This window comes from Deinococcus yavapaiensis KR-236, from assembly GCF_003217515.1.
GTDB lineage: Bacteria > Deinococcota > Deinococci > Deinococcales > Deinococcaceae > Deinococcus_A > Deinococcus_A yavapaiensis.
Genome location: NZ_QJSX01000012.1, coordinates 58,951 through 80,208, shown reverse-complemented (window position 1 = coordinate 80,208; position 21,258 = coordinate 58,951). Strand labels below are relative to the sequence as shown.

At 66.4% G+C, this 21,258-nt stretch carries 23 protein-coding genes; 13 read left to right on the top strand and 10 right to left on the bottom strand.

Translation table 11 applies throughout. The features are described 5' to 3' along the window. The first annotated feature begins 30 nt into the window (after nucleotides 1–30). Nucleotides 31–810, top strand: a complete 780-nt coding sequence (locus DES52_RS15065) for a carboxypeptidase-like regulatory domain-containing protein (protein ID WP_170131076.1) — start codon at nucleotides 31–33, stop codon at nucleotides 808–810. Nucleotides 811–1,086: 276 nt separating this feature from the next. Here the strand turns inward: DES52_RS15065 and DES52_RS15060 are convergent, their stop codons facing one another. Together DES52_RS15060 and DES52_RS15055 are read right to left on the bottom strand one after the other, a co-directional pair. After that, nucleotides 1,087–1,944, bottom strand: a complete 858-nt coding sequence (locus DES52_RS15060) for a hypothetical protein (protein WP_146237311.1) — start codon at nucleotides 1,942–1,944, stop codon at nucleotides 1,087–1,089. A 47-nt stretch (nucleotides 1,945–1,991) separates the two neighbouring features. After that, on the bottom strand, nucleotides 1,992–3,227 hold the full coding sequence (locus DES52_RS15055; protein WP_110887644.1) for a hypothetical protein: 1,236 nt from the start codon (nucleotides 3,225–3,227) through the stop codon (nucleotides 1,992–1,994). 214 nt (nucleotides 3,228–3,441) lie between these two features. On the opposite strand from DES52_RS15055, the gene DES52_RS22600 reads away from it, so the two are divergent. From DES52_RS22600 to DES52_RS23010, 3 genes are read left to right on the top strand one after another with little or no spacing between them, the layout of a single operon-like run. Beyond that, nucleotides 3,442–3,633 carry a hypothetical protein gene (locus DES52_RS22600; RefSeq protein WP_146237310.1) on the top strand — a complete coding sequence of 64 codons (192 nt, stop codon included), beginning with the start codon at nucleotides 3,442–3,444 and terminating at the stop codon, nucleotides 3,631–3,633. 39 nt (nucleotides 3,634–3,672) lie between these two features. Next, nucleotides 3,673–4,431, top strand: a complete 759-nt coding sequence (locus tag DES52_RS15045; RefSeq protein ID WP_110887642.1) for a carboxypeptidase-like regulatory domain-containing protein — start codon at nucleotides 3,673–3,675, stop codon at nucleotides 4,429–4,431. A gap of 17 nt (nucleotides 4,432–4,448) precedes the next feature. Next, the gene (locus DES52_RS23010) at nucleotides 4,449–5,171 is read left to right on the top strand and encodes a carboxypeptidase-like regulatory domain-containing protein (RefSeq protein WP_170131075.1); all 723 of its coding nucleotides are present in this window, start codon (nucleotides 4,449–4,451) and stop codon (nucleotides 5,169–5,171) included. A gap of 256 nt (nucleotides 5,172–5,427) precedes the next feature. Here the strand turns inward: DES52_RS23010 and DES52_RS23505 are convergent, their stop codons facing one another. Next, the gene (locus DES52_RS23505; protein ID WP_245901040.1) at nucleotides 5,428–5,688 is read right to left on the bottom strand and encodes a hypothetical protein; all 261 of its coding nucleotides are present in this window, start codon (nucleotides 5,686–5,688) and stop codon (nucleotides 5,428–5,430) included. A gap of 427 nt (nucleotides 5,689–6,115) precedes the next feature. Here DES52_RS23505 and DES52_RS15030 point away from each other — a divergent pair, with 427 nt between their 5' ends. Beyond that, nucleotides 6,116–6,907, top strand: a complete 792-nt coding sequence (locus DES52_RS15030; protein WP_110887641.1) for a hypothetical protein — start codon at nucleotides 6,116–6,118, stop codon at nucleotides 6,905–6,907. 67 nt (nucleotides 6,908–6,974) lie between these two features. Here the strand turns inward: DES52_RS15030 and DES52_RS15025 are convergent, their stop codons facing one another. Beyond that, nucleotides 6,975–7,223, bottom strand: a complete 249-nt coding sequence (locus tag DES52_RS15025) for a hypothetical protein (RefSeq protein WP_146237309.1) — start codon at nucleotides 7,221–7,223, stop codon at nucleotides 6,975–6,977. Between the two features lie 125 nt (nucleotides 7,224–7,348). Between DES52_RS15025 and DES52_RS15020 the strand changes: the two genes are divergently transcribed. The 6 genes from DES52_RS15020 (at nucleotide 7,349) to DES52_RS14995 (ending at nucleotide 14,109) form a co-directional block, all read left to right on the top strand. Further along, nucleotides 7,349–8,986 (top strand): alpha-amylase family protein, encoded by a 1,638-nt coding sequence (locus DES52_RS15020; protein WP_110887639.1) that lies wholly within the window; start codon nucleotides 7,349–7,351, stop codon nucleotides 8,984–8,986. Then, nucleotides 8,983–9,945 (top strand): TIGR03885 family FMN-dependent LLM class oxidoreductase, encoded by a 963-nt coding sequence (locus DES52_RS15015; protein ID WP_110887638.1) that lies wholly within the window; start codon nucleotides 8,983–8,985, stop codon nucleotides 9,943–9,945. Before DES52_RS15020 ends, DES52_RS15015 begins: the two co-directional genes overlap by 4 nt. A 175-nt stretch (nucleotides 9,946–10,120) precedes the next feature. Beyond that, complete coding sequence (locus DES52_RS15010) at nucleotides 10,121–11,221, top strand: BON domain-containing protein (protein WP_110887637.1); 1,101 nt, start codon at nucleotides 10,121–10,123, stop codon at nucleotides 11,219–11,221. Nucleotides 11,222–11,403: 182 nt separating this feature from the next. Beyond that, nucleotides 11,404–12,336 carry a phosphodiester glycosidase family protein gene (locus DES52_RS15005; protein ID WP_110887636.1) on the top strand — a complete coding sequence of 311 codons (933 nt, stop codon included), beginning with the start codon at nucleotides 11,404–11,406 and terminating at the stop codon, nucleotides 12,334–12,336. 214 nt (nucleotides 12,337–12,550) lie between these two features. Then, complete coding sequence (locus DES52_RS15000) at nucleotides 12,551–13,567, top strand: Gfo/Idh/MocA family protein (RefSeq protein WP_110887725.1); 1,017 nt, start codon at nucleotides 12,551–12,553, stop codon at nucleotides 13,565–13,567. A gap of 14 nt (nucleotides 13,568–13,581) precedes the next feature. Further along, a complete protein-coding gene (locus DES52_RS14995) occupies nucleotides 13,582–14,109 on the top strand; it encodes a GNAT family N-acetyltransferase (protein ID WP_170131074.1) in 528 nt (175 codons plus the stop codon). A 5-nt stretch (nucleotides 14,110–14,114) separates the two neighbouring features. Here DES52_RS14995 and DES52_RS14990 read toward each other — a convergent pair whose 3' ends face one another. Together DES52_RS14990 and DES52_RS14985 are read right to left on the bottom strand one after the other, a co-directional pair. Next, nucleotides 14,115–14,822 (bottom strand): class I SAM-dependent methyltransferase, encoded by a 708-nt coding sequence (locus tag DES52_RS14990; protein WP_110887634.1) that lies wholly within the window; start codon nucleotides 14,820–14,822, stop codon nucleotides 14,115–14,117. A 137-nt stretch (nucleotides 14,823–14,959) separates the two neighbouring features. After that, the gene (locus DES52_RS14985) at nucleotides 14,960–16,165 is read right to left on the bottom strand and encodes an aminotransferase-like domain-containing protein (protein WP_110887724.1); all 1,206 of its coding nucleotides are present in this window, start codon (nucleotides 16,163–16,165) and stop codon (nucleotides 14,960–14,962) included. 157 nt (nucleotides 16,166–16,322) lie between these two features. Here DES52_RS14985 and DES52_RS14980 point away from each other — a divergent pair, with 157 nt between their 5' ends. Next, complete coding sequence (locus tag DES52_RS14980) at nucleotides 16,323–16,913, top strand: GNAT family N-acetyltransferase (RefSeq protein ID WP_245901039.1); 591 nt, start codon at nucleotides 16,323–16,325, stop codon at nucleotides 16,911–16,913. Between the two features lie 7 nt (nucleotides 16,914–16,920). Here DES52_RS14980 and DES52_RS14975 read toward each other — a convergent pair whose 3' ends face one another. The 4 genes from DES52_RS14975 to DES52_RS14960 form a co-directional block, all read right to left on the bottom strand. Next, on the bottom strand, nucleotides 16,921–17,661 hold the full coding sequence (locus DES52_RS14975; protein ID WP_110887633.1) for a GNAT family N-acetyltransferase: 741 nt from the start codon (nucleotides 17,659–17,661) through the stop codon (nucleotides 16,921–16,923). Then, nucleotides 17,658–18,599: a glutathione S-transferase family protein gene (locus DES52_RS14970; protein WP_110887632.1), complete on the bottom strand. Its 942-nt coding sequence runs from the start codon at nucleotides 18,597–18,599 to the stop codon at nucleotides 17,658–17,660. The genes DES52_RS14975 and DES52_RS14970 overlap by 4 nt, the downstream gene beginning before the upstream one ends. Then, nucleotides 18,596–19,777, bottom strand: coding sequence for an aminotransferase class I/II-fold pyridoxal phosphate-dependent enzyme (locus DES52_RS14965; protein ID WP_110887631.1), 1,182 nt, complete (start codon nucleotides 19,775–19,777; stop codon nucleotides 18,596–18,598). The genes DES52_RS14970 and DES52_RS14965 overlap by 4 nt, the downstream gene beginning before the upstream one ends. Before the next feature lie 119 nt (nucleotides 19,778–19,896). Then, nucleotides 19,897–20,439: an MOSC domain-containing protein gene (locus DES52_RS14960; RefSeq protein WP_110887630.1), complete on the bottom strand. Its 543-nt coding sequence runs from the start codon at nucleotides 20,437–20,439 to the stop codon at nucleotides 19,897–19,899. Nucleotides 20,440–20,593: 154 nt separating this feature from the next. On the opposite strand from DES52_RS14960, the gene DES52_RS14955 reads away from it, so the two are divergent. Then, on the top strand, nucleotides 20,594–21,049 hold the full coding sequence (locus tag DES52_RS14955) for a hypothetical protein (RefSeq protein ID WP_110887629.1): 456 nt from the start codon (nucleotides 20,594–20,596) through the stop codon (nucleotides 21,047–21,049). The last annotated feature ends 209 nt before the right edge of the window (nucleotides 21,050–21,258 follow it).

Sequence of the window (21,258 nt, the reverse complement as noted above, 5' to 3'; positions counted from 1 at the left end):
TTTCATACCGTGACGGCAGGAGGAACCAACGTGTCTCGAAATCGCCTCATTCGCCTCTTGCCCGCGACCTTCGCGTCCCTCGCCCTGTGCGCCGCGCTCACCGTCGAAGCCGCCACGCCCAACACCGTGAGCGGACGCGTCCTCGACGAGCGAGGAAAACCCGTCGTCGGCGCGCAGATCATCGTCGAACCCGCCATGTTCCGAGGAACGCTCTTCACCAAGACCGACGCGCAAGGCCGCTACCAATCCATCGAACTCAACCCGACGACCAATCCGTACTACGTGTACGCCTACAAAGAAATCAACTACCACGGGCGCCACTACTGCGTTCGCATGGCGGGCGATCCCGGCGAGTACCAGGAGGCCTTCAACGCCAAGCAGGGCGTCGTGCGCAATTGGCGCTTCAAGATCTCCGGCGAGTCCGACATGGCGTCGTCGAGCAACGGTGGGCAGTGGTGGGGCGGCTCGCTCGCCTTCGAGAACGTCTCCACCGAGGACGGCAAGTTCATCCCCTTCGACTCGATCGTGGAACTGCGCCTCACCCCCGACGGACCGCTCATCGACGGAAGCGTGGGCAAGCCCATCGTGAAGACGGTCCGCCTCTCGGCGGGCATTGCGGACATTCCCGTCGGGTACTACCAACTCAGCGCCTTCCTCGTGCAAGGCGGCGCGAAGACGAAGCTTCGCGTCGGCACCACGAACCGCGACGAGAAGCTCGGCGACACCACCATGATCTTGTTCGACGGCTTCGACACGTGCGGCCACAGCGGCACCTTCAGCACGACGCACGTCTGGCTCGGAAGACCGTGAACGTGCGCGGAGCGTGAAGCGGGAGCTCCTCGGCGGTGGAAGGCTCCACTGCCCATCACTTCAACACCCGACGGGCCCGGCGCTTGACTGCGAGCGCCGGGCCCGTGCCGCGTGCCGCCGTGAAGTCGCGGCGAACCAGACTCCCGGTGGAAGGTGACCGAAGACGTGTCGTCTTCGGTCACGCGCCTTGCTTGCTGCGTTTTCCCGTCGCTGCGGCCTAGAAGAGAGTCGAAGCGGGCGCCACGAGGGCCACGGCGCGAAGTGCCGTGCAGGCGATCACTCGTCTCCCTCGTCTTGCGGCATGAACGTTTGCATGCTCGTGACTTGCAGCACGAGTTGAGCGTCGCCTTGACGGTACGAGCGGCTGCTCATACGGCCCAACATGGTGAGCTGCCCCACCTCGAAGCCCGCCTTCTTCAGGGCGGCGGCCGTCGCTGCCGGGAACGTGAAGGTACCGTCGTCGATCGCCGTGCACGTGAAGGTGACGCCGCCTTCCTCCTGCGTGCCGCTCAGCAGCACCAGCGTGTTCGCGTCCTTCGTGGGGTTCGACCACGTGAAGGTCGTGCTCGGCTTGACGCCGACGCCGTTTTTCGGCGCGCTCAGGGTCACGGGCGCCGTGGTGGGAAACGCCATGTTCTTCATGGCCGGGAAGCCGCCTTGCGCTCCGGGAATGTCGATCACGAGGTTGGCGGGAGGCGCTTGCCGCAGCGGTGGGTTCGCGGCGTACGAGATCGTCGCGCCTTGCTTGAAGCGCGGCAAGTTCGCGTACGACTGCGCCGCGCCGCGCAGCACGAGCGGGTTGCCCGCGTCGAGGCTCACGACGTTCGGCGCCTTCTCGGGCGTGTCGAGACCGGGCGTCGACGGTTCCTGAGCGTCGGGTACGCTCGCGAGGACCGTGCACACGTCGCGTGCGGCGCTTCCGAGCGATTCGCCTCCGCCTCGGTAAAACGAGGCGTTCGACGTGACGACGTCCATGCTGCCCACGCCGGGCATCTGCATGGAGGAGCGCCCGATGCTGACGACGCCGACGCGTGTGATCGGCGGCAAGGGCGGGTTGGCGGCGGTCGCGCCCGAGGCGAGCGTGATGCCGACGAGGAGCGCGGCGGTGGACAAGGAGAAGGTCAGACGTTTCATGCGTTCGCTCTCTTTCTGGCAAGGGAGGTTCGAGGCGTGACTTCGCGTCACTTGACGGCCACGTTGAAGGCGTGCGTCGGCGCATCGATCGCGCTGACGTTCTCGCTCACGGTGACGCTCGAAAGCTTGACATCCTCCGGAATGACGCCGACGAGACGAACGGTCGTCTGCTCTCCGGGCCGCAGGTCGCCCTCGGCGTCCACGTTGCGGCTTCCGGAAATCATGTAGCCGTCGAACTTCACGCGCTCGCCGCTTGCCAAGGTCGCTTCCACGATGAGCGTGTCGCCTCGGTAGCCGCGCTCGCTCGTGCTCGCGTTCTTGAGAACGGCCGTCACGACGGCGAATTGCTGACCGTCTTCCAACGTCACGCTGGACGTCAAGTTGTCCTTCGTGTACGCGACGCTCTTGAGCGCGACGTCGAAGTAGCCGAGAGGCAGCACTGCGTTCAAAGCGGCCGGAATCACGGCAGGGGCCGTGGCGCCGTCGTTGGACGGCGTGAAGGCGGCGGGCAGAGGCTTGACGGCGCCGCGCAGGTCGTAACGCAACACGGCCGGAGTGTCGTCTCCGCGGGGCTCGATGATGAGCTTCGGAATCGGACCCCGTGCGGGCACGAGAATCGCCGAGACCACGTCGATCTTCTGCGCGGGCTTGAGGCTGAGCTCGAGCGAGGCCGTCTGGCCTTCACGAACGGCCAAACCCTCCAGCTCGTGATTGACGTCCGAGGCGTCGACGGCCAGCATCCGTAACTGGTCGCCGCGAAAAAACAAGTCACGGTTTTGCGGATTTTGAATCGTATAACGCAACACCAGAAGCTTTTGATCGCGCGTCGGAATCAGCGTGAAGTCGCCGAACGTCATCCGGCTCAAGCTGAATTCGGCCGAGCGAAGCGTGAAGTTCATGGGATTCGCCTTTCCGACGGTGAATGTCTGGCCGATCTTGGCCGCGTTTCCGTCGAGTTGCGCCGTTCCCTTGACGACAGGCGTCTGATTCTGTGAGTAGACGAGCACGCCTTGACTGACCGCCACGTTCGTCTTCAACGCGGACGCGAGCACGTTCACGTCGACGTAGGTGCGGCCGTTGATGGTTTGCGGCTTGGGAAGCGTCTTGACGTTCAAGCTCAGCTTGAACGTCTTCACGAACGCCTCGGCGTCCACGAGCGTCACGCCGCCGCGTTGCTGCGTGTCGAGCGTCGCTCGTACCCCGTTGTACGAGACGGGCGTGGACGTGGCGAACGCGGACGTAAGAAGGGCCAAGGTGAGGGTGGAGAGCGCTGTGTGTCGCATGACGTTCCTTTCCATCGCGCCGCACACGACGTGCGGCGAAGTCGATGAGAAGGTACGAAAGACACGATTATTTTTGGATGAATCGCGCGCACCTCGGCGGCGGGCCGTGAAAGCGCACGTTCGCATTCACCGCGCCGGGGGGGCGCCGCTGACCTCGTTCCCGACTCGCCGTCGAATCACGCCGCTTTCACTCGGTGTCCGTCACAGTGACCGCATGAATCTTTCTCAAGACGAGACGGCCCGCTTGTTCGTGCTGCGCGTTTGGTACGAACCGAACGGTTCGGCGCGTATTTGGCGCGCGTCCGTGCTGCTCGGCGAGCGCCGCCGCTACTTCCTGTCTCCGCTGGACCTGATGGTCTTTTTGGAGGAAGAAGTCATGACGCGTCACTTGTCCGCTCCCGACTGACCGACCTTCCGCCCCCGCGTCTACGCCCTTAGGACAAGCATGAACGACCCTCGAAGACACGCCACCTTCGCCGCTACCCTTGCGCTCGCCGCGACCGCCTCGGCCTTCACGAGCGCGCCCCCACCCCTCAAACCCGAGCCCGGCTTCGCCCAAGGGCAAGTGCTGGACACGCGCGGCGCCCCGGTACCCGGCGCGAAGATCATCGTGGACAGCACCGTGCTGCGCGACGTCAACTTGATCACGAAGACGGACGCCCGAGGACGCTACCGAGTGCCCTTGCCGCCGCTCAACTCGTGGCGCGTGTACGCGTCGATCGAGCGCGAGTATCACGGCCGCACGTACGCCTTCGACTTGCACCCCACCACCGACAAGACGTTCTCGAGCGTTCAAGGCGGCGTCTCGGACTTCCGCTGGCAATTGACGGGCGAGAAGACTGGCGGGTCGCACGGCACGTACGGCGGCACGGTCCTGGCTTCCGCCGAAGCCGGAGATTTCTCCATCGAAGGACAGGCCGTGGAGTTGACGCTCACGCCGAACGGCCCGCTCGTCGACGGCAACCCCGGCACGACGATCAAGGCGAAGGTCGCGGCGACCGGCGACGGACTGGGCCTCGCGGACGTCCCCATCGGGCGCTACACCGTGACCGCTCGATACGCGCCGCCCGGCGAGACGTCGCGCGCCCTGCTCGTGCGCCTCGAAGGTGTCGGCGAGTACGGCGAACGCGTCACGGGCGATTTCACCGAGCACAAGTACGTGCGCGGCGCGTACCAGTTGCGCCTCGACGTCCGCCTTCCCTGAAAGCCGCGCCCGTCCTCTTGACCGTCGCCCTTGGCGCGAGCTCTCTCGCAGGATCGACCCTGCCACCCAACTCGGTGCGCGGGGACGTCACCGACGCTCGCGGCAAGCCCGACGCCAACGCGCTCGTGTGGATTCAGCCTTCCGTCACGACGGGCGTCGTGCAAGTGCGCACGGACGCCCACGGGAAGTACGAGGCGACGAACTTGCCCGACATCCCCTACAACGCCTTCGCTTGGACGCAAGTCGAGTACGACGGCCAGGAATTCTGCTTGCGCCTCGCTGCCGACGACGATTCGCAGGACGCCTCGTTCACACCGAAAAGCGGGGTGTTGCGCGACTTCAAGTGGAAGCTCAGCGGGCGCCTCCCGGACATGACAGCCCTCACCGACTTCTTCGGCGACCGCGTCCAACTCACGAACGGCGACGATTCGGACGGCGCCTTCGTCGACGAGGACGACACCGTGGAAGTAACGTTCGAACCCACCCAGCCGCTCGCGGACGGCAGCGCTGGAACGCGCGTGCAAAAGCGCGTCTCCATGAACGACGTGCCGCTCGGCACGTACCGCGTCACGGCCCACGAAGTGCACGACTACGCCAGCGGCGAGCCGCTCCTCATCGGCACCTCGTACGGCAAGCTGGGCGAAAGCGCGAAGTTCAAGTTCAAGCCGACCAGGGGATGCGGCGGACAAGGAAGCGGCATCGCGCGCGGCTTCCTTTACGTTGCGCACGCTCCGCGCTGAAGGAATTCCTCGGGCGCCTCTCCCTTGAAGGTTCCGGAATTCAAGAAAGAGTTCGCCGTCGCGTCCGCCGTGGAGTACCGGACGAACGACGTCTCCGATCATTCCAATGACGCTGGACGACGGGAGGAGCGCCAAGGATACCCGCGAGGCGAGATCAAGGCGACCATGTCCGTCGACGTCGCCTTCTTTGAAGAGCCACCGACCACTCCGCTCGGCCGACTTCCTCGCGTCGTGAACGTCGGCCGAGCGAGGCGAGTCACGGCATCTCGTCGTCCTCGGGCGCGGTGGGAAGGACGGCGGCGCGCAACCGCGTCAGTTCGTTCAACAGGGCCTCGTTCGTCACACTCGTCGTTTCATCCGTTTCGTTCGTCGGTTGATCGCGCCCGACGAAGAAGCTCGCAACGGACGCGGTGATCCACCCGAACACCGCGAAACCGTACAAGGCGAGCAGCCACGCCGAAGCACGCCCCTCCGCGGTTCGTGGAAAGTAGTCGCTGCCCATTGTGACGAGCATCATCGCCCCTGTTGGGCACGACGACGAACGACAGCAGGAAGTCCAGGACGAACAGGCTCCAGATAACGTTGCTGACGAGTCGCAAACCTGACGTCAACCCGCGCGTGAGGTCCACGATCAGCAGGGCGAGCCACACGAAGCCGAACGCGATCATCGGGCCGTCCGTGAGACGGTCGGAGTGCCGCAGCAACTCGATGCGCTGGTGATGCAGCCCCTCGCGTTTCTCGGGCGTCATGCGTGCCCCGTGGCAGCGTGCGCCGCTCTCGTCGTGGGAGCGTCCTCACGACGTCACGCACAAGAGACGACTCTCGAAAGAAGGCCAGAATTCTTCCTTGCAACTTCTGAACGAGCGCTACGCCGCTTCTGAACGGCACGCTCGCAGAATCACGCCAGGTGGTTCAACCACCCGCGACCTTCAAGGAGAACCGACATGAACCGTACCAAGAAACTGCTCGTCCCCGTCCTCGCCACCTTGCTCGCCGGAAGCACCTTGGCGGGCGCCCAGACGACGAGCCGCACCCGGACGCCGACTCCTCGAACGAACACACAAACGCAACAACCTCGGCAGCAGCGTGGCGATCGTTCGGCTCGCGCGTCCCTGACCGTGAAGTTCTACGCGGGCGATCCTCTCAAAGGCGGCACGCTCCTCTCCACGGCCACGATCCAACGCGACGCCGCGCGGCCCGCCAATCTTTTCGCGAACGCTCCGAAAGGCGCGACGTACGTCTCGATCGAGACGCCTTCCGGGACCCGCGTCATGACCCTCAAGGACGCCCAGGCCAACGCCTTCGATGGTCGTGGCCCCGACGGACGCGACGCTGGAAACGACCGCAATGCCAGCGGCGACAGAAGCGCACCCAACGGGCGCGATGCTCGAAATGGGCAAGGTGACGCGTCGAACGACCGAAACGCGCCGTCCGCCGATCCGCGCCGCCCCGGCGACGCTCAGGACGGGCGTGGCTCCCTCCGCGACCGCATGGGCGCGCCCGACGACGGTGGCTTGCGTCTTCCCGGCCTGCAAGGTGCGAGTCGCGTGACCTTCTACGCGTCCGATCCCCTCGCGGGCGGCAAGGCGCAAACGTCCATCTCGTTGAACGGCGCCCTCACCGCCGCGCAACAGCAAGCGGTTTCGCAGGCGGCGAGCAATGCGAAGTTCGCCGTGATCGAACGCGGCGGCCAAACGCTCGTCGTGGACCTCGCGGCTCAGCCTGGCAGTCGTTGACCTTCCGCTCGAACGTCCCACCGGCCACGGAGGGCGGTGGGACGTTCGACGTGACGCGTCGGCGACTTCACGGCACGACCTGCAAGGCGAGCATCACGACGACGAGGAGGGCGGCGAGCAGGTTGGTCGAAGCGTGCGAGGGAAGCAGTTCGCTGCGCCGATCGCGTAAAAAATCGAACCAGGACACGACGACCATGAAGACAAGCAGGGCCTGCAACCACCACAAGGGCCGCAGGCTCGGGTGGGCGAACGCCAGCAGGGCCGCCGTGACGTAGCACAGCGGCACGGCCCAAAGCGTCGCGTTTCGAGCGTTCACGTTCTGCAAGATACCCGAGCGCGACGACGGTGGAGTCGACGCGAGGCGGCGTGCGCTCTCGAACCTCAAGTCGCCTTCAGTGTATTCGTGCGCCGCCTCGCGTCGGCCGCCTAGCATGAAAAGGCGTGAAGGCCGATTCGCGTTCGACTGCCCCGACTTGGTACGAGACCGCCGTGCTGTACGAGCTCAACGTCGAGACGTTCCAGGACGGCAACGGGGACGGAATCGGCGACTTTCCGGGTCTAACGGCTCGCGTTCCGTACCTCGTGGATCTCGGCGTGAACGCCGTTTGGCTCCAGCCGTTCTATCCGTCGCCGCGCCGCGACCACGGGTACGACGTCACCGACTACAAAAGGGTCGATCCTCGCTTCGGAACGCTGGAGGACTTCGACGCGTTCGTGGCGGCCGCGCATGACGCCGGAATTCGCGTGCTGCTCGACGTTCCGTTCAATCACACCTCGGATCGGCATCCCTGGTTCCAAGCGGCGCGGCGCGACCCGTCGAGTCCGTACCACGCGTATTACGTGTGGGCGGACACGCCGCCCGAACCGCGGTCTCCCTACCTGGTCTTTCCGGGCTTTCAAACGTCGAATTGGTCGTACGACGACGCGTCCGGTCGGTACTACTTCCACACCTTCTACGACTTCATGCCCGACCTCGATATTTCGAACGGCGCGGTGCGCGCGGAAATCCTGGACGTCGCGCGGTTCTGGACGCGCCGAGGAATCGACGGGTTTCGCCTCGACGCCTTGCCGTACTTGGTCGTCGACCGCTCGCGGAAGGAGCGGCTCGCGCATCCGCACGCCTTTCTCAAGGAGTTCCGAGCGGCCGTGACCGAACTACGGCCCGACGCCGCCCTGCTCGCCGAAGTCGACAAGGCGCCCGACGAGATGCGACCATTTTTCGGTGACGGTGACGAGATGCACCTGCTGCTCAACTTCTACCTCGACAACCACCTGTTCCTCGGGCTCGCCGACGAACGCGCCGAGCCGATCGCGCGGGCGTGGAGCGAACTGCCGCCGATTCCCCGGGGAACGAACTGGGCGAACTTCTTGCGCAACCATGACGAGTTGTCGCTCGCGCAACTCACGTCCGAAGAGCGCACGCGGGTCTTCGCGGCCTTCGCGCCCGACGCGTCCATGCGGGCGTACGAACGTGGAATTCGGCGACGCCTGGCGCCGATGCTGCGAGGAGACGAGCGCCGCGTGCGACAAGCCTTCAGCTTGCTGTTCTCGCTTCCGGGAACGCCCGTCGTGTTCTACGGCGACGAGATCGGCCTCGGGGACCGCCTCGACCTGCCCGAACGCGACGCGGTGCGTACACCCATGCAGTGGACGGCGGAGCGCGGCGCGGGATTCACCGACGCCGCGCCCGTTCGCCCCTTCCCGAGCGGAGCTTATTCGAGCGTGTACGTCAACGTGGACGCGCAGCGACGCGACCCTGCGTCCCTTCTGAACTTCGTGCGCGACGTCATCCGCGTTTACCGCTCGCATTCCGCGTGCGGACGCGGAAAGTTCGAGCCTCATGACGTTGGCGATCCACACGTGCTCGCGCACGAGGTGCGCGACGGCGAGGACGTCGTGTACGCTCTGCATAACTTGGCGGGAACCTCGCGTGAAGTGACGTTCGAGCAAAGCTCGGACGCCCGCGTGGTCTTGGCCGACGCGGACACACGTGTCGTCGCGCCGGGCCGCGTCGCGTTGGCGCCGCGTGGCTTCGTGTGGTGGGCCGCGCCGTCCCACTCGACCGAGGAGGCATCATGAAGAACGTCCTGATCGGGTATCACGCTTCGCACGAGCAGTTTTCGCCTCGCGAACTGCTGAGGCTCGTCGGTCTCGCCGAGCAGGCAGGATTCGGCGCGGCGATGTGCTCGGATCACTTCAATCCTTGGAGCGAGCGTCAAGGAGAAAGTGGCTTCGCGTGGTCGTGGCTCGGCGCGGCCTTGGCGAGCACGAACTTGTCGTTCGGCATGGTGAACGCGCCCGGGCAGCGCTACCACCCGGCGCTGGTCGCGCAAGCCGCCGCGACCCTCGCGCAGATGTTTCCCTCGCGCTTGTGGTGCGCGTTCGGCAGCGGTCAGTTCCTCAACGAGCACGTCACGGGCGCTCGCTGGCCGACGAAGTCCGAGCGTAACCGTCGCCTGCGCGAGGCGGTCGAGGTGATGAGGGCGTTGTGGCGAGGCGAAACGGTGACGCACCGCGGTGAGTTCTTCACGGTCGAGGAAGCGTACTTGTACACGAGGCCCGAGGAACCGCCTCGTGTGTACGGCGCGGCCCTCAGCGAGGAAACGGCGCGCTTCGTGGGTGGCTGGGCGGACGGGCTCATCACCGTCAACACGTCCGCCGAGAAGCTTCGGGGGATCGTGGACGCCTTTCGAGCCGGCGGCGGGGAAGGCAAGCCCATGAGCGTGCAAGTTCACGTCGCCTCGAACCTCGAGGAGGCGCTCGATCAGTGGAGCGCGAACGTCTTCGAGAGCCGCGTCTTGTCGGATCTCAAGCGGCCCGACCAGTTCGACGCGCTCGCGCGTTTCGTTCGCCCCGATGACCTCTCGCAAGCCGTTCGAATCTCGGCGGACGCCGAACAGCACGCCGCGTGGTTGCAAGAGGATCTCGAACTGGGATTCGACCGCATCTATTTGCACGGGGTGGGGCGAGATCAGGAGCGCTTCATCGAGACGTTCGCGGCCCACGTGCTGCCCCAGGTCACGGCGAACGCGCCTTGAGCGGGCAGGGCATACAAAGAAGTGAAGTGGCGTCCGGTGCTGCCCGCCGAAGATGAAGGCTGCGGTACGAGGGCCTTTACTGAAGGTGCATGCCGCTCTCGTATGAGAGGCGTTCACTGAGAAAGCAGGCCTATAACGCACGCTCGTTAGGTTCACAAGCTTTCGAGGAGGACGTATGACGTATCGTAACGACCGCGACCGAATGTACGACCGTGAAGACCGAGAAATGGACCGCGACTCCCAAGATCGTCGCCGCTACTCGGACATGGATCGTGGCATGAGCGGACGCGACGAAGGGCGCCGTATGGACGACCGCTACGACGACCGCTACGGCTCCGGAACCGGGGGCAACTCCGGCATGAGCAGCATGGGTGGTATGGATCGCTCGGGCATGAGTGGACGGTACGACGACCGTTACGACGACCGCTCTGGGCGAGGCATGTCCTCGTACGGCACGGGCAACATGAGCGGCATGGGAAGCGGCTCGGGAATGAGCGGCGGCATGCGAGACGACCGTGGAATGTCCAGCTCGTCCTACGGCCGCGGCATGTCCTCGAGCGGCATGAGCGGAATGTCCGGCGGCTCGTCCTACGACCGCGGCATGTCTTCGTACGGCTCATCGTACGATCGCGGCTACGACTCCGACCGCTACGGAAGCGATCGTGGCATGAGCGGCAGCAATATGAGCGGTATGGGCATGAGCGGCGGTATGCGCAACTCGAGCGCGATGGGCTACCAAGGTGACGCGACGTACGTGTTCCGCCCGACCGAGGAAAGTATGGGCATGAGCGGCGCGAGCATGCGTCAAGGCCCGCACTACGGCAAAGGACCGAAGAACTACCAACGCGGTGACGAACGCATCCGCGAAGATGTCAGCGAAGAGTTGACGTACCACCACGAGCTCGACGCGTCCGATATCGACGTACACGTGCAAGGCGGCGAAGTCACCTTGACGGGCAACGTGTCCGACCGTCGCCAAAAGCGTCTCGCCGAGGACATCGTCGAGCGCGTGCGCGGCGTGCGCGACGTGCACAACCAACTGCGCGTGCAATCGTCGGGCATGACAGGAATGACGGGGACGACCGGCATGTCGGGAACCTCCGGCACGACGGGTACCTCTGGAACGATGGGCGCGAACGAATCGACGATGGGCTCGAGCTCGCGAATGTCGGGCTCGCCGTCGGGCAGCACGTCCACTTCCGGCATGTCCTCGACCGGCACGACGTCCACCAGCGGTGGATCGAGTGACACGACCACGGGAAATACGCAGCGCTGATCGAACATCAACCGGGCCTGCCGAGCGGGAGGAAGGTCACCCCTTCCTCCCGCTCTTCGTGACGGCTCTCGACCTGTGAGGGCCACACGCCGTCCGCGCGCATGATGCGCGATTACGAGAACGACCGAACGATCTTCATGGGGAACGTCCGGTGCCGTCAGGAACTCATGCTGGCATAGAGCATGTTTTCACGTTCCCTCGTACTCGGCGTGTGCCTGCTCGCCTCGGCCTTTCTCGGCGCGCTCGCCGCACCCACGTCGGTCGTCGTGCGGCGAGGTGACACGCTGTTCAAGCTCGCCGTGAGGAACGGTACCACCGTGTCCGCCCTTCAGCGACTCAATGGATTGAAGCGCACCACCATCTACGTCGGGCAGACGCTACGCCTGCGTGCAACTCGTCCTTCCGCGCGCCGCGCGCTTGCACTCGGCCCGAGCGTTCGTCTCACGCGCGGCAAGCTTCTCGGCGTGCCCGTTTCGTACGTGAGTGTGGACTTGCGCGATCCGCGCGTGTTCGTCACGCCGATCCTGCCGCCCGGCGGGCTCGGCACCGGGGAAAGCTTGCAGCGCATGGCCGCTCGCAGCGGCAGCGTCGCCCTCATCAACGGCGGGTACTTTCATCCACGCACGTACGTGCCCGTCGGCGACCTCGTCGTGCAAGGCCGTTACGTCTTCTCGGGGCGCGCGCCCGTCGCGGTCGCGTTGACGCCGAACAACCGCGTGCGCGTCAAGAACGTCGAAGCGTTCGCCCGCGCTTCGTGGCGCGGATACGAAACGGTCGTCGCGAGCGGACCTCACATCGTGAGAAACGGGGTGATCGTGGTGCGCCCTTTTCGGGACGGCTTTCGCGATCCGGCGATCTTCGCGCGGGCGGCCCGCAGCGTCCTCGGCATTCGCCACGACCGCAACATCGTGCTGCTGTCCACGACCGCCAAGCTCACGCAAAGCGAAACCGCCAAGATCATGCGGCGGCTCGGCGTGCGTGACGCCGTGCTGCTCGACGGCGGGTCGAGCACGGGCCTCGCGTGGAAGGGACGCGCCCTGCTCGGCCCGGGCCGCAAGATCTCCTACGGCATCGCCGTCTTCCAGAACTACCGAGGGCGACGCGTGGCGCGCTGACGCCGAGCACCAAGCGATTGAAGCTCGGCGTTTCCGGCGTGACGGTACGCTTCGAGCAAGTTCCCGCTCACGTCGCCTTCGCGCCCGTTAGAAGTCGTTCCCGCACGTCGAGCCGATTCGGTTGATTCGTCGTGTCGTTCCGTCGAAGAGTAAGCCTCGGCCCGCCCACGAGGTTCGCGAACGACGCGGCGCGTTGTGGCAGAATCAGCCCGTCATGTCCCATGCTCCTTCCCCGTCTCCCGTGCGCGTCGGCATTCTCGGTGTCGGCGCGATCGGCTTGTCGCTCGCTCGCTCGTTCGCCGCGCATCCCGAGACGGTCGTCACCGCGCTGCACGACCGCGACGCTTCTCGCGCCGACGCCGCCGTTCGCGAGACGGGCGGGCGCTGGTTCGACGATCCTCGCGCGTTGCTGGACGCCGTGGACCTCGTGTACGTCGCCGTGCCGCCCGCCGCTCACCACGACCTCGTCCTCTCGGCCTTGCGAGCGGGGCGGCACGTGCTGTGCGAAAAGCCGCTCGCCGTGAACCTCGCCGAGGCGACCGAGATGCTGGAGGCGGCCCGCGCGGCGGGCGTCGTGCACGCGATGCAACTGCCCCTGCCGTACCAAGCGGGCGTGCGTGTCTTCGCCGAGCAGGTGCGATCGGGCACCCTCGGGGACCTACGGCACGCCGAGGTCACGATGGTGTTTCCCGAGTGGCCGCGCGCGTGGCAGCGTAATCCGTGGATCGCGACGCGCGCGCAAGGCGGCCCCGTGCGCGAGTGCACGCCGCACCTCTTTCAAGTCGTGGAGGACGTCCTCGGGCCCGTGACGCGCCTGCGGGCCGACGTCACCTTCCCGAGCGACCCCGAACATTGCGAGCAAAGCGCGGTGGGGGTGCTGGAGCTCGCGTCGGGCGTGCGGGTTGCCGTGAACGTCTTGACGGACGTGCGCCGTCCCGAGGACGTGAGCCTCACCGTGTACGGAAGCGCGGGGACCGCGAGACTCGGCCATTGGCGCACTCCGATGTTCGCGGCGGACGACGGCCCCCTTCAACCGCTTCCCGTGTCCGAGGACGGCGGCGTGAACCTCGTGTCGGAGCTCGTCAAGGCCGTGCGAGGCGAAGCGGCGTTCCTGCTCGACTTTTCGGTCGGGGCGAGGCTGCAGCAACTGCAGGACGCTTGGGAAGCGTCCGCCGAGCGCGGCGCTCGAATCGAGACGCCGTACGCCACGGCGCCCTCCTCGATTCATTGAGCTCGGCGTCGACCTTGACGAACTCGCCCACCTCCCTCACCGTTCACGTGGCCTCACCGAGCGACGTGCCGAGAATCGAAGCTTTGATTGGCGCGTGCGGTCTGCACCTGGCAACGCGAGGCCATCGCAACTGGTTGCCGCCTTACCCGCTGGACTTCGTGCGACGCGATCAGGAAAGGGGTGAAGCCTTCGTGGCCTTGCTCGACGGCGAACTCGTCGGGACGTTCGCGCTCACCGCGCTCGGTGGCGAAGTTCCTTGGCGTGAACCGTCCGCTCCCGCCTTGTACTTGCATCGCCTCGCCGTGGAGCCCGCGTTGCAAGGTCGAGGGTGGGGGCAGGCACTGTTGCAGGCGGCTCAAGAGGAGGCGAGAGCGAGGGGCGCGGCGTGGCTACGGCTGGACGCGTACGAGGACAACGTGTTCCTCGCGCGCTTCTACGCGGCGGCGGGGTACGAAGCGCGCGGTCGCGTTCGTATCGACATCGGCCGCGAAGACTTGCCCGTCTTGAAGTTGATTTGCATGGAGCGCGCGCTTTCTCGCTGAGGAGTTCACGGGCGGCGCGCTTCCCACAAGAGGTAGTGCACGGGCGCGCCGAAGGTGCCGTCGCGGCGGCGGGCCTGTTCGGCGTGCGCCCCGAGAAGTTCGGCGTGCTCGGCGCGGCGAAAATCGGGCATGCCGGGCACGCGGCTCAGGTACCTCGTGAAGTCGTCGAGGGTCGGGAAGCACAGCACGTCGTCGTACGCTTCGAAGCGCACGACGTCTAGCCGTGACTCGGCGAGGCCGAGTCGGTAACGCTCTTCTCCGGCCGCGTCCCGAAGCGGTTGCAGTCCGAGCAGGACGCCTCCTCGCTTCACGGTCCTGGGAACGACGAGCGTGATGTTGGGGCCTCGCCGCGAGTACGCCACGTCGAAGTGCTCGGCTTTCGGCGGGGCGTCTCGTCGTGCGTGCCCGTGCACGAAGTCGACGTTCGTCATCCCGGCGTTCCGCACGACCCGGCGGGCCTGATCGAGCATCCCGCCCGAGAAGTCGAGCGCGGTGACGTGCGCCGTGACGCGCGCGACGCCGAGCGTGAACACGCCGTCGCCGCAACCGCAGTCGAGCACGGTTCGTCCGGTCGCGCGCTGCAGAACGAGCGCGTCGAACAGACCCTGGGCGTTGGGCCCCTCGATCCACTGCGTCCACGTCTGACGGTAGCCGTCCGGGCGCGAAGCGACCTCGTCGCTCCACGCTTGCCCACCTTCACGCGTATTGCTCACGACGTGATTGTAAGCGGCCCGTTCGGTCGCGCGCCTTGGCCTCCCTGAACGACGCGCCTCGCGAGCGTCGCCGGGCTTTCGGCGAGGTGTGGATGAAGGCGCTTCCCGATCGGGAAGCGCCTTCACGCGTGGGAAGCTCAGTCCAGGATGGTGCGTGCGAGGCGACGAACGCCTTCCTCGATGCGTTCGTGCGTCGACGTCACGTACGAGAGCCGCATGAAGGGACGCGACGTGCCGCCCACGAAGAAGGACGCGCCCGGCACGAACACCACGCCGTTCTCGATCGCGCGGTTCACGATCGCGGTCGTGTCCACGCCCTCGGCGAGGCGCGCCCACAAGAACATGCCGCCGTCGGGCCGCTCGAACGACAAGACGCCGGACGGGAAGTGCCGCTCCAAGCTGTCCATCATCGCGTTCGCTCGGTCGCCGTACGCCGCGCGAATCGCGCCGAGGTGTGCCTCCAGACGGCCGCTCGCGAGGTACCGCGCCGCCGTGTGCTGCGCGAAGGTGCTGGCGTGCAAGTCCGACGCTTGCTTCACGATCACGACGGCTCCCTTGAGCCACTCGGGCAAGACCATCCACCCGATGCGAAGGCCCGGCGCGACGATCTTGCTGAGGCTCGCGAGGTACACGGCGTGCTCGCGGGCGCCCTCGACCTCGTCGCGCTGCGCGAGAATCGGCGCGACGGCTTCGCCCGAGAAGCGCAGGTCGCTGTACGGGTCGTCCTCGACCACCAGGAAGCCGTACCGCACGGCGAGTTCCAGCACGCGTCGGCGACGTTCGGGCGTCAAGGTGACGCCGCTGGGATTGGCGAAGGTCGCCACGACGTACAGCGCCTTTACGCGTCGGCCCGCCGCGGTCAGGGCGTCCAGCTTCGCCTCGAGGTCGTCGACGTCCAGCCCGTGCTCGTCGGACGCGACGCCTTGCACGTCGGCTTGCGCGAGCTCGAAGACTTGCAGCGCGGCGAGGTACGTCGGTTGCTCCACGAGGACGATGTCTCCCGGATCGAAGAGGGTGCGCGCGATGAGGTCGATGCCTTGCTGCGAGCCCCCTGTCACGACGATGTCGTCCACGTCGACGTTCGCGCCTCGCGCGTTGGTGAGGTTAGCGAGTTGGGCGCGCAGCCCTTCGAAGCCCTCGGTCGTGCCGTACTGCAAGGCGCCACGCGGATCGCTCGCGAGCGCTTCGCGCGCGGCGTCGTCGATTCCCGCCACGTCGAAGAGTTCCGGGGCGGGCAGGCCCCCGGCGAAGGAGATGATGTCCGAACGGTTGGCGACCTTGAGGATCTCTCGAACGAAGGACGGCTTGACGGAACGCATACGCGTGGCGATGAGGTCATGCATGAAAGTCTCCACGCGTGCCGCCTCGGCGGACGACACGCCTGCTGCCAGCCTATCAGCCTCGCCACCTTCGTGGCGAACGGACGTCTGTTCGACTTTCCTTCCCGGCCTCCTTCAGGAAGGAGCAAGGAGCCTTCTGCCCGCGTTTTAAAGTGGGCGTGTGAACGATTGGTTGCTCGCGCCGACTTTGCAGGGCCGTACTCTGCGCCTCGAATCGCTTTCGGAAGTGCACGCCGCGCGCTTGTTGCGCCACCTCGACGAGGAGACGACGCGTTACCTCTCGCGTGGCGCGCCCGCCGACCTCTCCGTGGAAAGCGTCGCCGGGTACTTGCGGGCCCTCAACGCCGTGCCGAACCGCGTGAACTGGGCGGTCGTCACGAACGACGGCGACGTCGCGGGCCGCATCTCGTACAGCGAAGTTCGCCCCGCCGACCGCTGGGTGGAGATCGGGACGATGCTGACCACGCCCTTTCGAGGCACGACCGTCAATCCGGAGGCGAAGCTGCTGCTGCTCGAACGTGCCTTCGAGGTGCTGGGCGCGAACCGCGTGCACTTCAAGGTCGACAGCCGAAACGAGCGTAGCCTTCGCGCCATGGCGAAGCTCGGCGCGGTGCGCGAAGGCACTTTGCGCCGCTACCAAGTGCGTCCCGACGGGTTCGCCCGAGACTCGGTGATGTTCAGCATCCTCGCCGAGGAGTGGCCGGCGGTACGCGAAGGGCTGCGTGAACGCGTGGACGCGGCCCTTCGCTGAGCGAACGTCAGTCTTCGCGCGCCGCCTCGTCGGGAGCGCGGCGCAGCACGATCGCGCGAATCTTTCGTCGCTCCACGAATCCGAGGGTCGCGTAGGTTCGCAAGGCGACTTCGTTGTCCGGGTCCACGTGCAAGAAGGGCAGGATGTCTCGCGCGTGCAACTCGCTCGCGAGGTGTGCCACGAGGGCGCGCGCGAGGCCCAGTCGGCGGTACTCGGGATGCGTGCACACCGCGCTGATTTCGCGCGCGCTCGGCAGTGCGGCGCGCAGACCCGCCATCGCGACGAGGTGCGGCTCACCGTCGCGCTCGTTCCACACCCCCGTGTACCCGCCGAGTTCCACCGTTCTCTCGGCGAACGGACCGGGCTTCGTGGCGCGCACGAGGTCTTGCATGGCGGGCGCGTCGTCGGCGGTGAGGAGACGCGCGGTCCATCCGCCGGGAAGGCTCGGCGCCGCGCGCCGCTCGAGTTGAACGAGTTGCAGCGGCTCTCCTTCGCGCATCAAGGACCAACTGCTCGGCACGGTGGGCGTCGTCGGTCGGAAGAGCACGCTGACCTCGCCGGGCGCGTACAGGGCGCTCAGGTCGTTCCAGGCGTCCGGGGTGTCGTCGCGAAGCGCCGCGAAGACGGCCACGCTGCGTTCGTAACGCGCGGCGTCTTTCCTCAGGTGTCCGAACGCCGCTTGCGGACCGCTCAGGGCGTGCCAGAAGGGATTTTCGAGGGCGTCCAGCGTCTCGTCCCACCTTGTCACGGCAACGCCTCGCGGCGATGAGGCGCGTTCCAATTTACCGCGGGCCCGACGGGAACGAGGCGGCTGGGGTTGAGCTTCTCGTGCGTGAGGTAGTAGTGGCGCTTGATGTGGTCGAAGTTGACCGTCTCTTGGAAGCCGGGCCGCTGGTACAAGTCGCGGGCGTACGCCCAGAGGTGCTCGTAGTCCACGAGGCGCCGCACACTGCACTTGAAGTGGATGGCGTACACCGCGTCGAAGCGGACGAGCGTCGTGAACAGCCGAATGTCGGACTCCGTGAGTTGTCCTCCGACGAGGTAACGCGACGAGGCGAGTCGCGCGTCGAGGTCGTCAAGTCGCGCGAACAGGGCGTGCACGGCCTCCTCGTACTTCGCTTGGCTCGTCGCGAAGCCCGCCTTGTACACGCCGTCGTTCACGTCGCGGTACAGCACGTCGTTCAAAGCGTCGATCTCGGACTTGAGGTGCGCCGGGTATAACTCGGGCGCTTGCGGCGCGTGAAAGTCCACGAACTCCGTCTCGAAATCGATGGTGATGTCCGGAAAGTTGTTCGTCACGAGCCGCTCGGTGCGCGTGTCCCAAATGCACGGCACGGTGTAGCGCCCCTCGTACGAGGCGTCGCTGCGCAAGTACGCCTCGGACAGGAAGTCGAAGCCGCACACGCCGTCACGCTCGTGTCCGCTTCCGTCGCGCAGAGCCCAACCTCGCTCGTCGCGCACGGGGTCCACGACCGCCATGGAGATCACGTTCTGCAGCCCGAGGAGGTTTCGCACGATGATCGCGCGGTGCGCCCACGGGCAGGCGAGCGACACGTAGAGCCGGTACCGTCCGGCCTCGGCGGGAAACGCCGTGGATCCGTCGCGGCTGAAGCGCCCTCGAAATCGGTATGGTTGTCGCACGAATGCGCCGTCCGCGCTCGTTTCCGCTGCCGTGGGACCCGTCATCTCGCACCTCCGTGTTCGCGCCACGCGTCCAAGCGCCGCGCCGCTTCGTCCAGCACCTCGTCGCGCTTGCAAAACGCGAAGCGCACCGCGTTCGGCGCGCTCGCGCCTGACGTCGGCAGGTAGAACGCGCTCAGCGCAATGCCCGCCACGCCGACCTCGCTCAAGAGACGTTCGGCCGCTTCGGTCGCGGTCGGCGCGACGGTCGTCGTGTCGGCGAGAACGAAGTACCCGCCGTGCGCGGAGGTCGGCGAGAGGCCCGCCGCTTTCAAGGCGTTCGAGAGGACGTCGCGCTTCGCTCGCAGGGAGGACGCGAGCTCTCGGTAGAAGCCGCTTTCTTGCGCCGCCTCCATCGCGACGGCGATCGCCGCTTGAAAAGGCGTCGGCGCCACGAAGGTCACGAATTGGTGGACGGCGCGCAGACGGCGCGTGACCTCGGGGCTCGCGATGGCCCACCCGACGCGCCAGCCCGTCACGGAAAAAGTCTTGCTCGCCGCTCCGACCGTCACCGTCCGCTCGCGCATGCCGGGCAGGGACGCGACGGGCACGTGCGGACGGTCGAAGGTGAGTCGGTCGTACACCTCGTCCGACACGACGAAGAGGTCGAAGTCCAGCGCGACTTGCGCGAGGCCCTTCAACTCCTCGCGCGTGAGGACGGCTCCGGTCGGGTTGTGCGGAGTGTTCACGACGATCAGCTTCGTTCTCGGCGTGCAGGCGGCCCGCAAGCGATCCGAGTCGAGACGCCAACCGGTCGGCGACGCCTCCAGCGGCACGCCGATCACGTGGGCGCCCGCGCGTTTCAGCACCTCGGCGTACAGGTCGTACGCGGGCTCCAGCACGATCGCTTCATCGCCGCGTTCGACGAGCGCGGCGGCCGCTTCGTACAGCGCTTCCGACGCGCCGACCGTCACCGTGACTTCCGTGTCGGGGTCGGGACAAAATCCGAGCGCGTCCTTCACGGACGCCGCGATGACCGCGCGCAACCGGGGAAAGCCGGGCGGCGGACCGTACTGGTGCACGTCGCTCGTGAGGACGTCTCGCAAAGCACTTCGCAAGACCTCGGGCGGTTCCCAATCCGGGAAGCCCTGCCCGAGGTTCACGGCGCCGAGCTGGGTCGCGCGCCTCGTCGTCTCGGCGAAAATCGACTCGCCGCTCGTGGGGGGTGCTGGAAGTCGGGGCAACGGGTCCTCCTGAAAGCGTGCCCTCGGGCGTCGACGCGCCCGAGGTGCGAGCTCGCAGTATACGCGTCCAGGGGCCACTCGGAGGCGGTCGGGCTTCCTCTCGTCGCGTCGGCGGAGCGTCAAACGCGTTCCAAAGCCGACCACGGTCGAGGTGGGAATCGCACCTCGATTTCGTCGCCGGGACGTACGTCGCCGCTCGTCACGACGATGCCCATCACGCCCGCCTTGCGCACGAGGGCGCCGTGCTCGTCGCGGTCCAGCACGGCGGCGAGCAGACCCGCTCGGAAGTCCTCGATCTGCTGGCAGGGATTGCGCAAGCCCGTGATCTCCACGACGGCGTTCGGCCCGAGGTGCAGGCGTGTGCCGCGCGGCACGCTCAACACGTCGAGGCCGCGCGTCGTGACGTTCTCGCCGAGATCGCCCGAGCGGACGTCGAAGCCGCGTGCGCGCAGTTCGTCGTGCAACTCGGCGTGCAGAAGGTGCACTTGCCGCAAGTTCGGTTGGCTGGGATCTTGCCGCACTCGAGAGCGATGCTTCACCGTCTCGCCCGCGTGCACGTCTCCCTCCACGCCGAGTCCCGCGACGAGACGGACGAGCGCCCGAGGCTCTTTCGAGAAGGTGTGCGCCGCGCCGACATGGACGGCCTCGACAGTGGACTTCATGTTCCCAGTGTGCCATTCGTCGAGGCTCTTTACCTGTTTTTACCGATCTTTTACTTGGATTTGCCGAATCCTTACGCGTTTTGGGCGGGTTTTTTACGGCCGCCGCTTACCTTGTGCTCGTCCACGCGAAAAGGCGTGACGCAAGGAGAACTTCATGAACAAGTTGCATCGCACCCTGCTGGCCCTCGCCCTCACGACCTCGCTCGTTCCCGCCGCGTTCGCTCAGTCGTCGTTTCTGCAGACGTACGACGCCAACGGCTTCTACTACACCGACTTGCAGGTGAACGCGGACGCCTCCGGAGAGTACACAGGCGTGTTCGTGCGTGGCGGAGACGTCGGCGTGGACGCCGCGTCGGGACAAGACGTCACGTCGCAACTCGAACTCGTGAGCGTCACGGCGCCGAGTGGACTCGACGTGAGCCTCGACAGCGCGACGGCGACGAACATGGCGAGCTGGAACGGCGACCTCGTGGCGCTTTCGCTGCTCGCCACGACGGACGGCACGCTTTCCAACGGCGTGTATCCGGTGGTCGTGACGCTGCGGAACAAGGCGACGGGCGAGACGACGCAGTTCGCCGCGAGCGTCGTCGTGACGGAAAGCGATTCCTGATCTTCTCCGAGGGGGCGCGACCACGCCCAGTGGTCGCGCTTTTTCGTGCGCCTGAGGTTCACGATTTCTTCACTTGCTGCTCTTGCGCTCGGGACGTCTTCGAAAGGGGTCCTCTGCATGTGCCGACCAAGTCATCTCACGCCGCCCGGACCGACATGAGACGCCTCTTGATCCTGTTGGCGCTCGCTTCGGGCGCGGTGAGCGCTCAA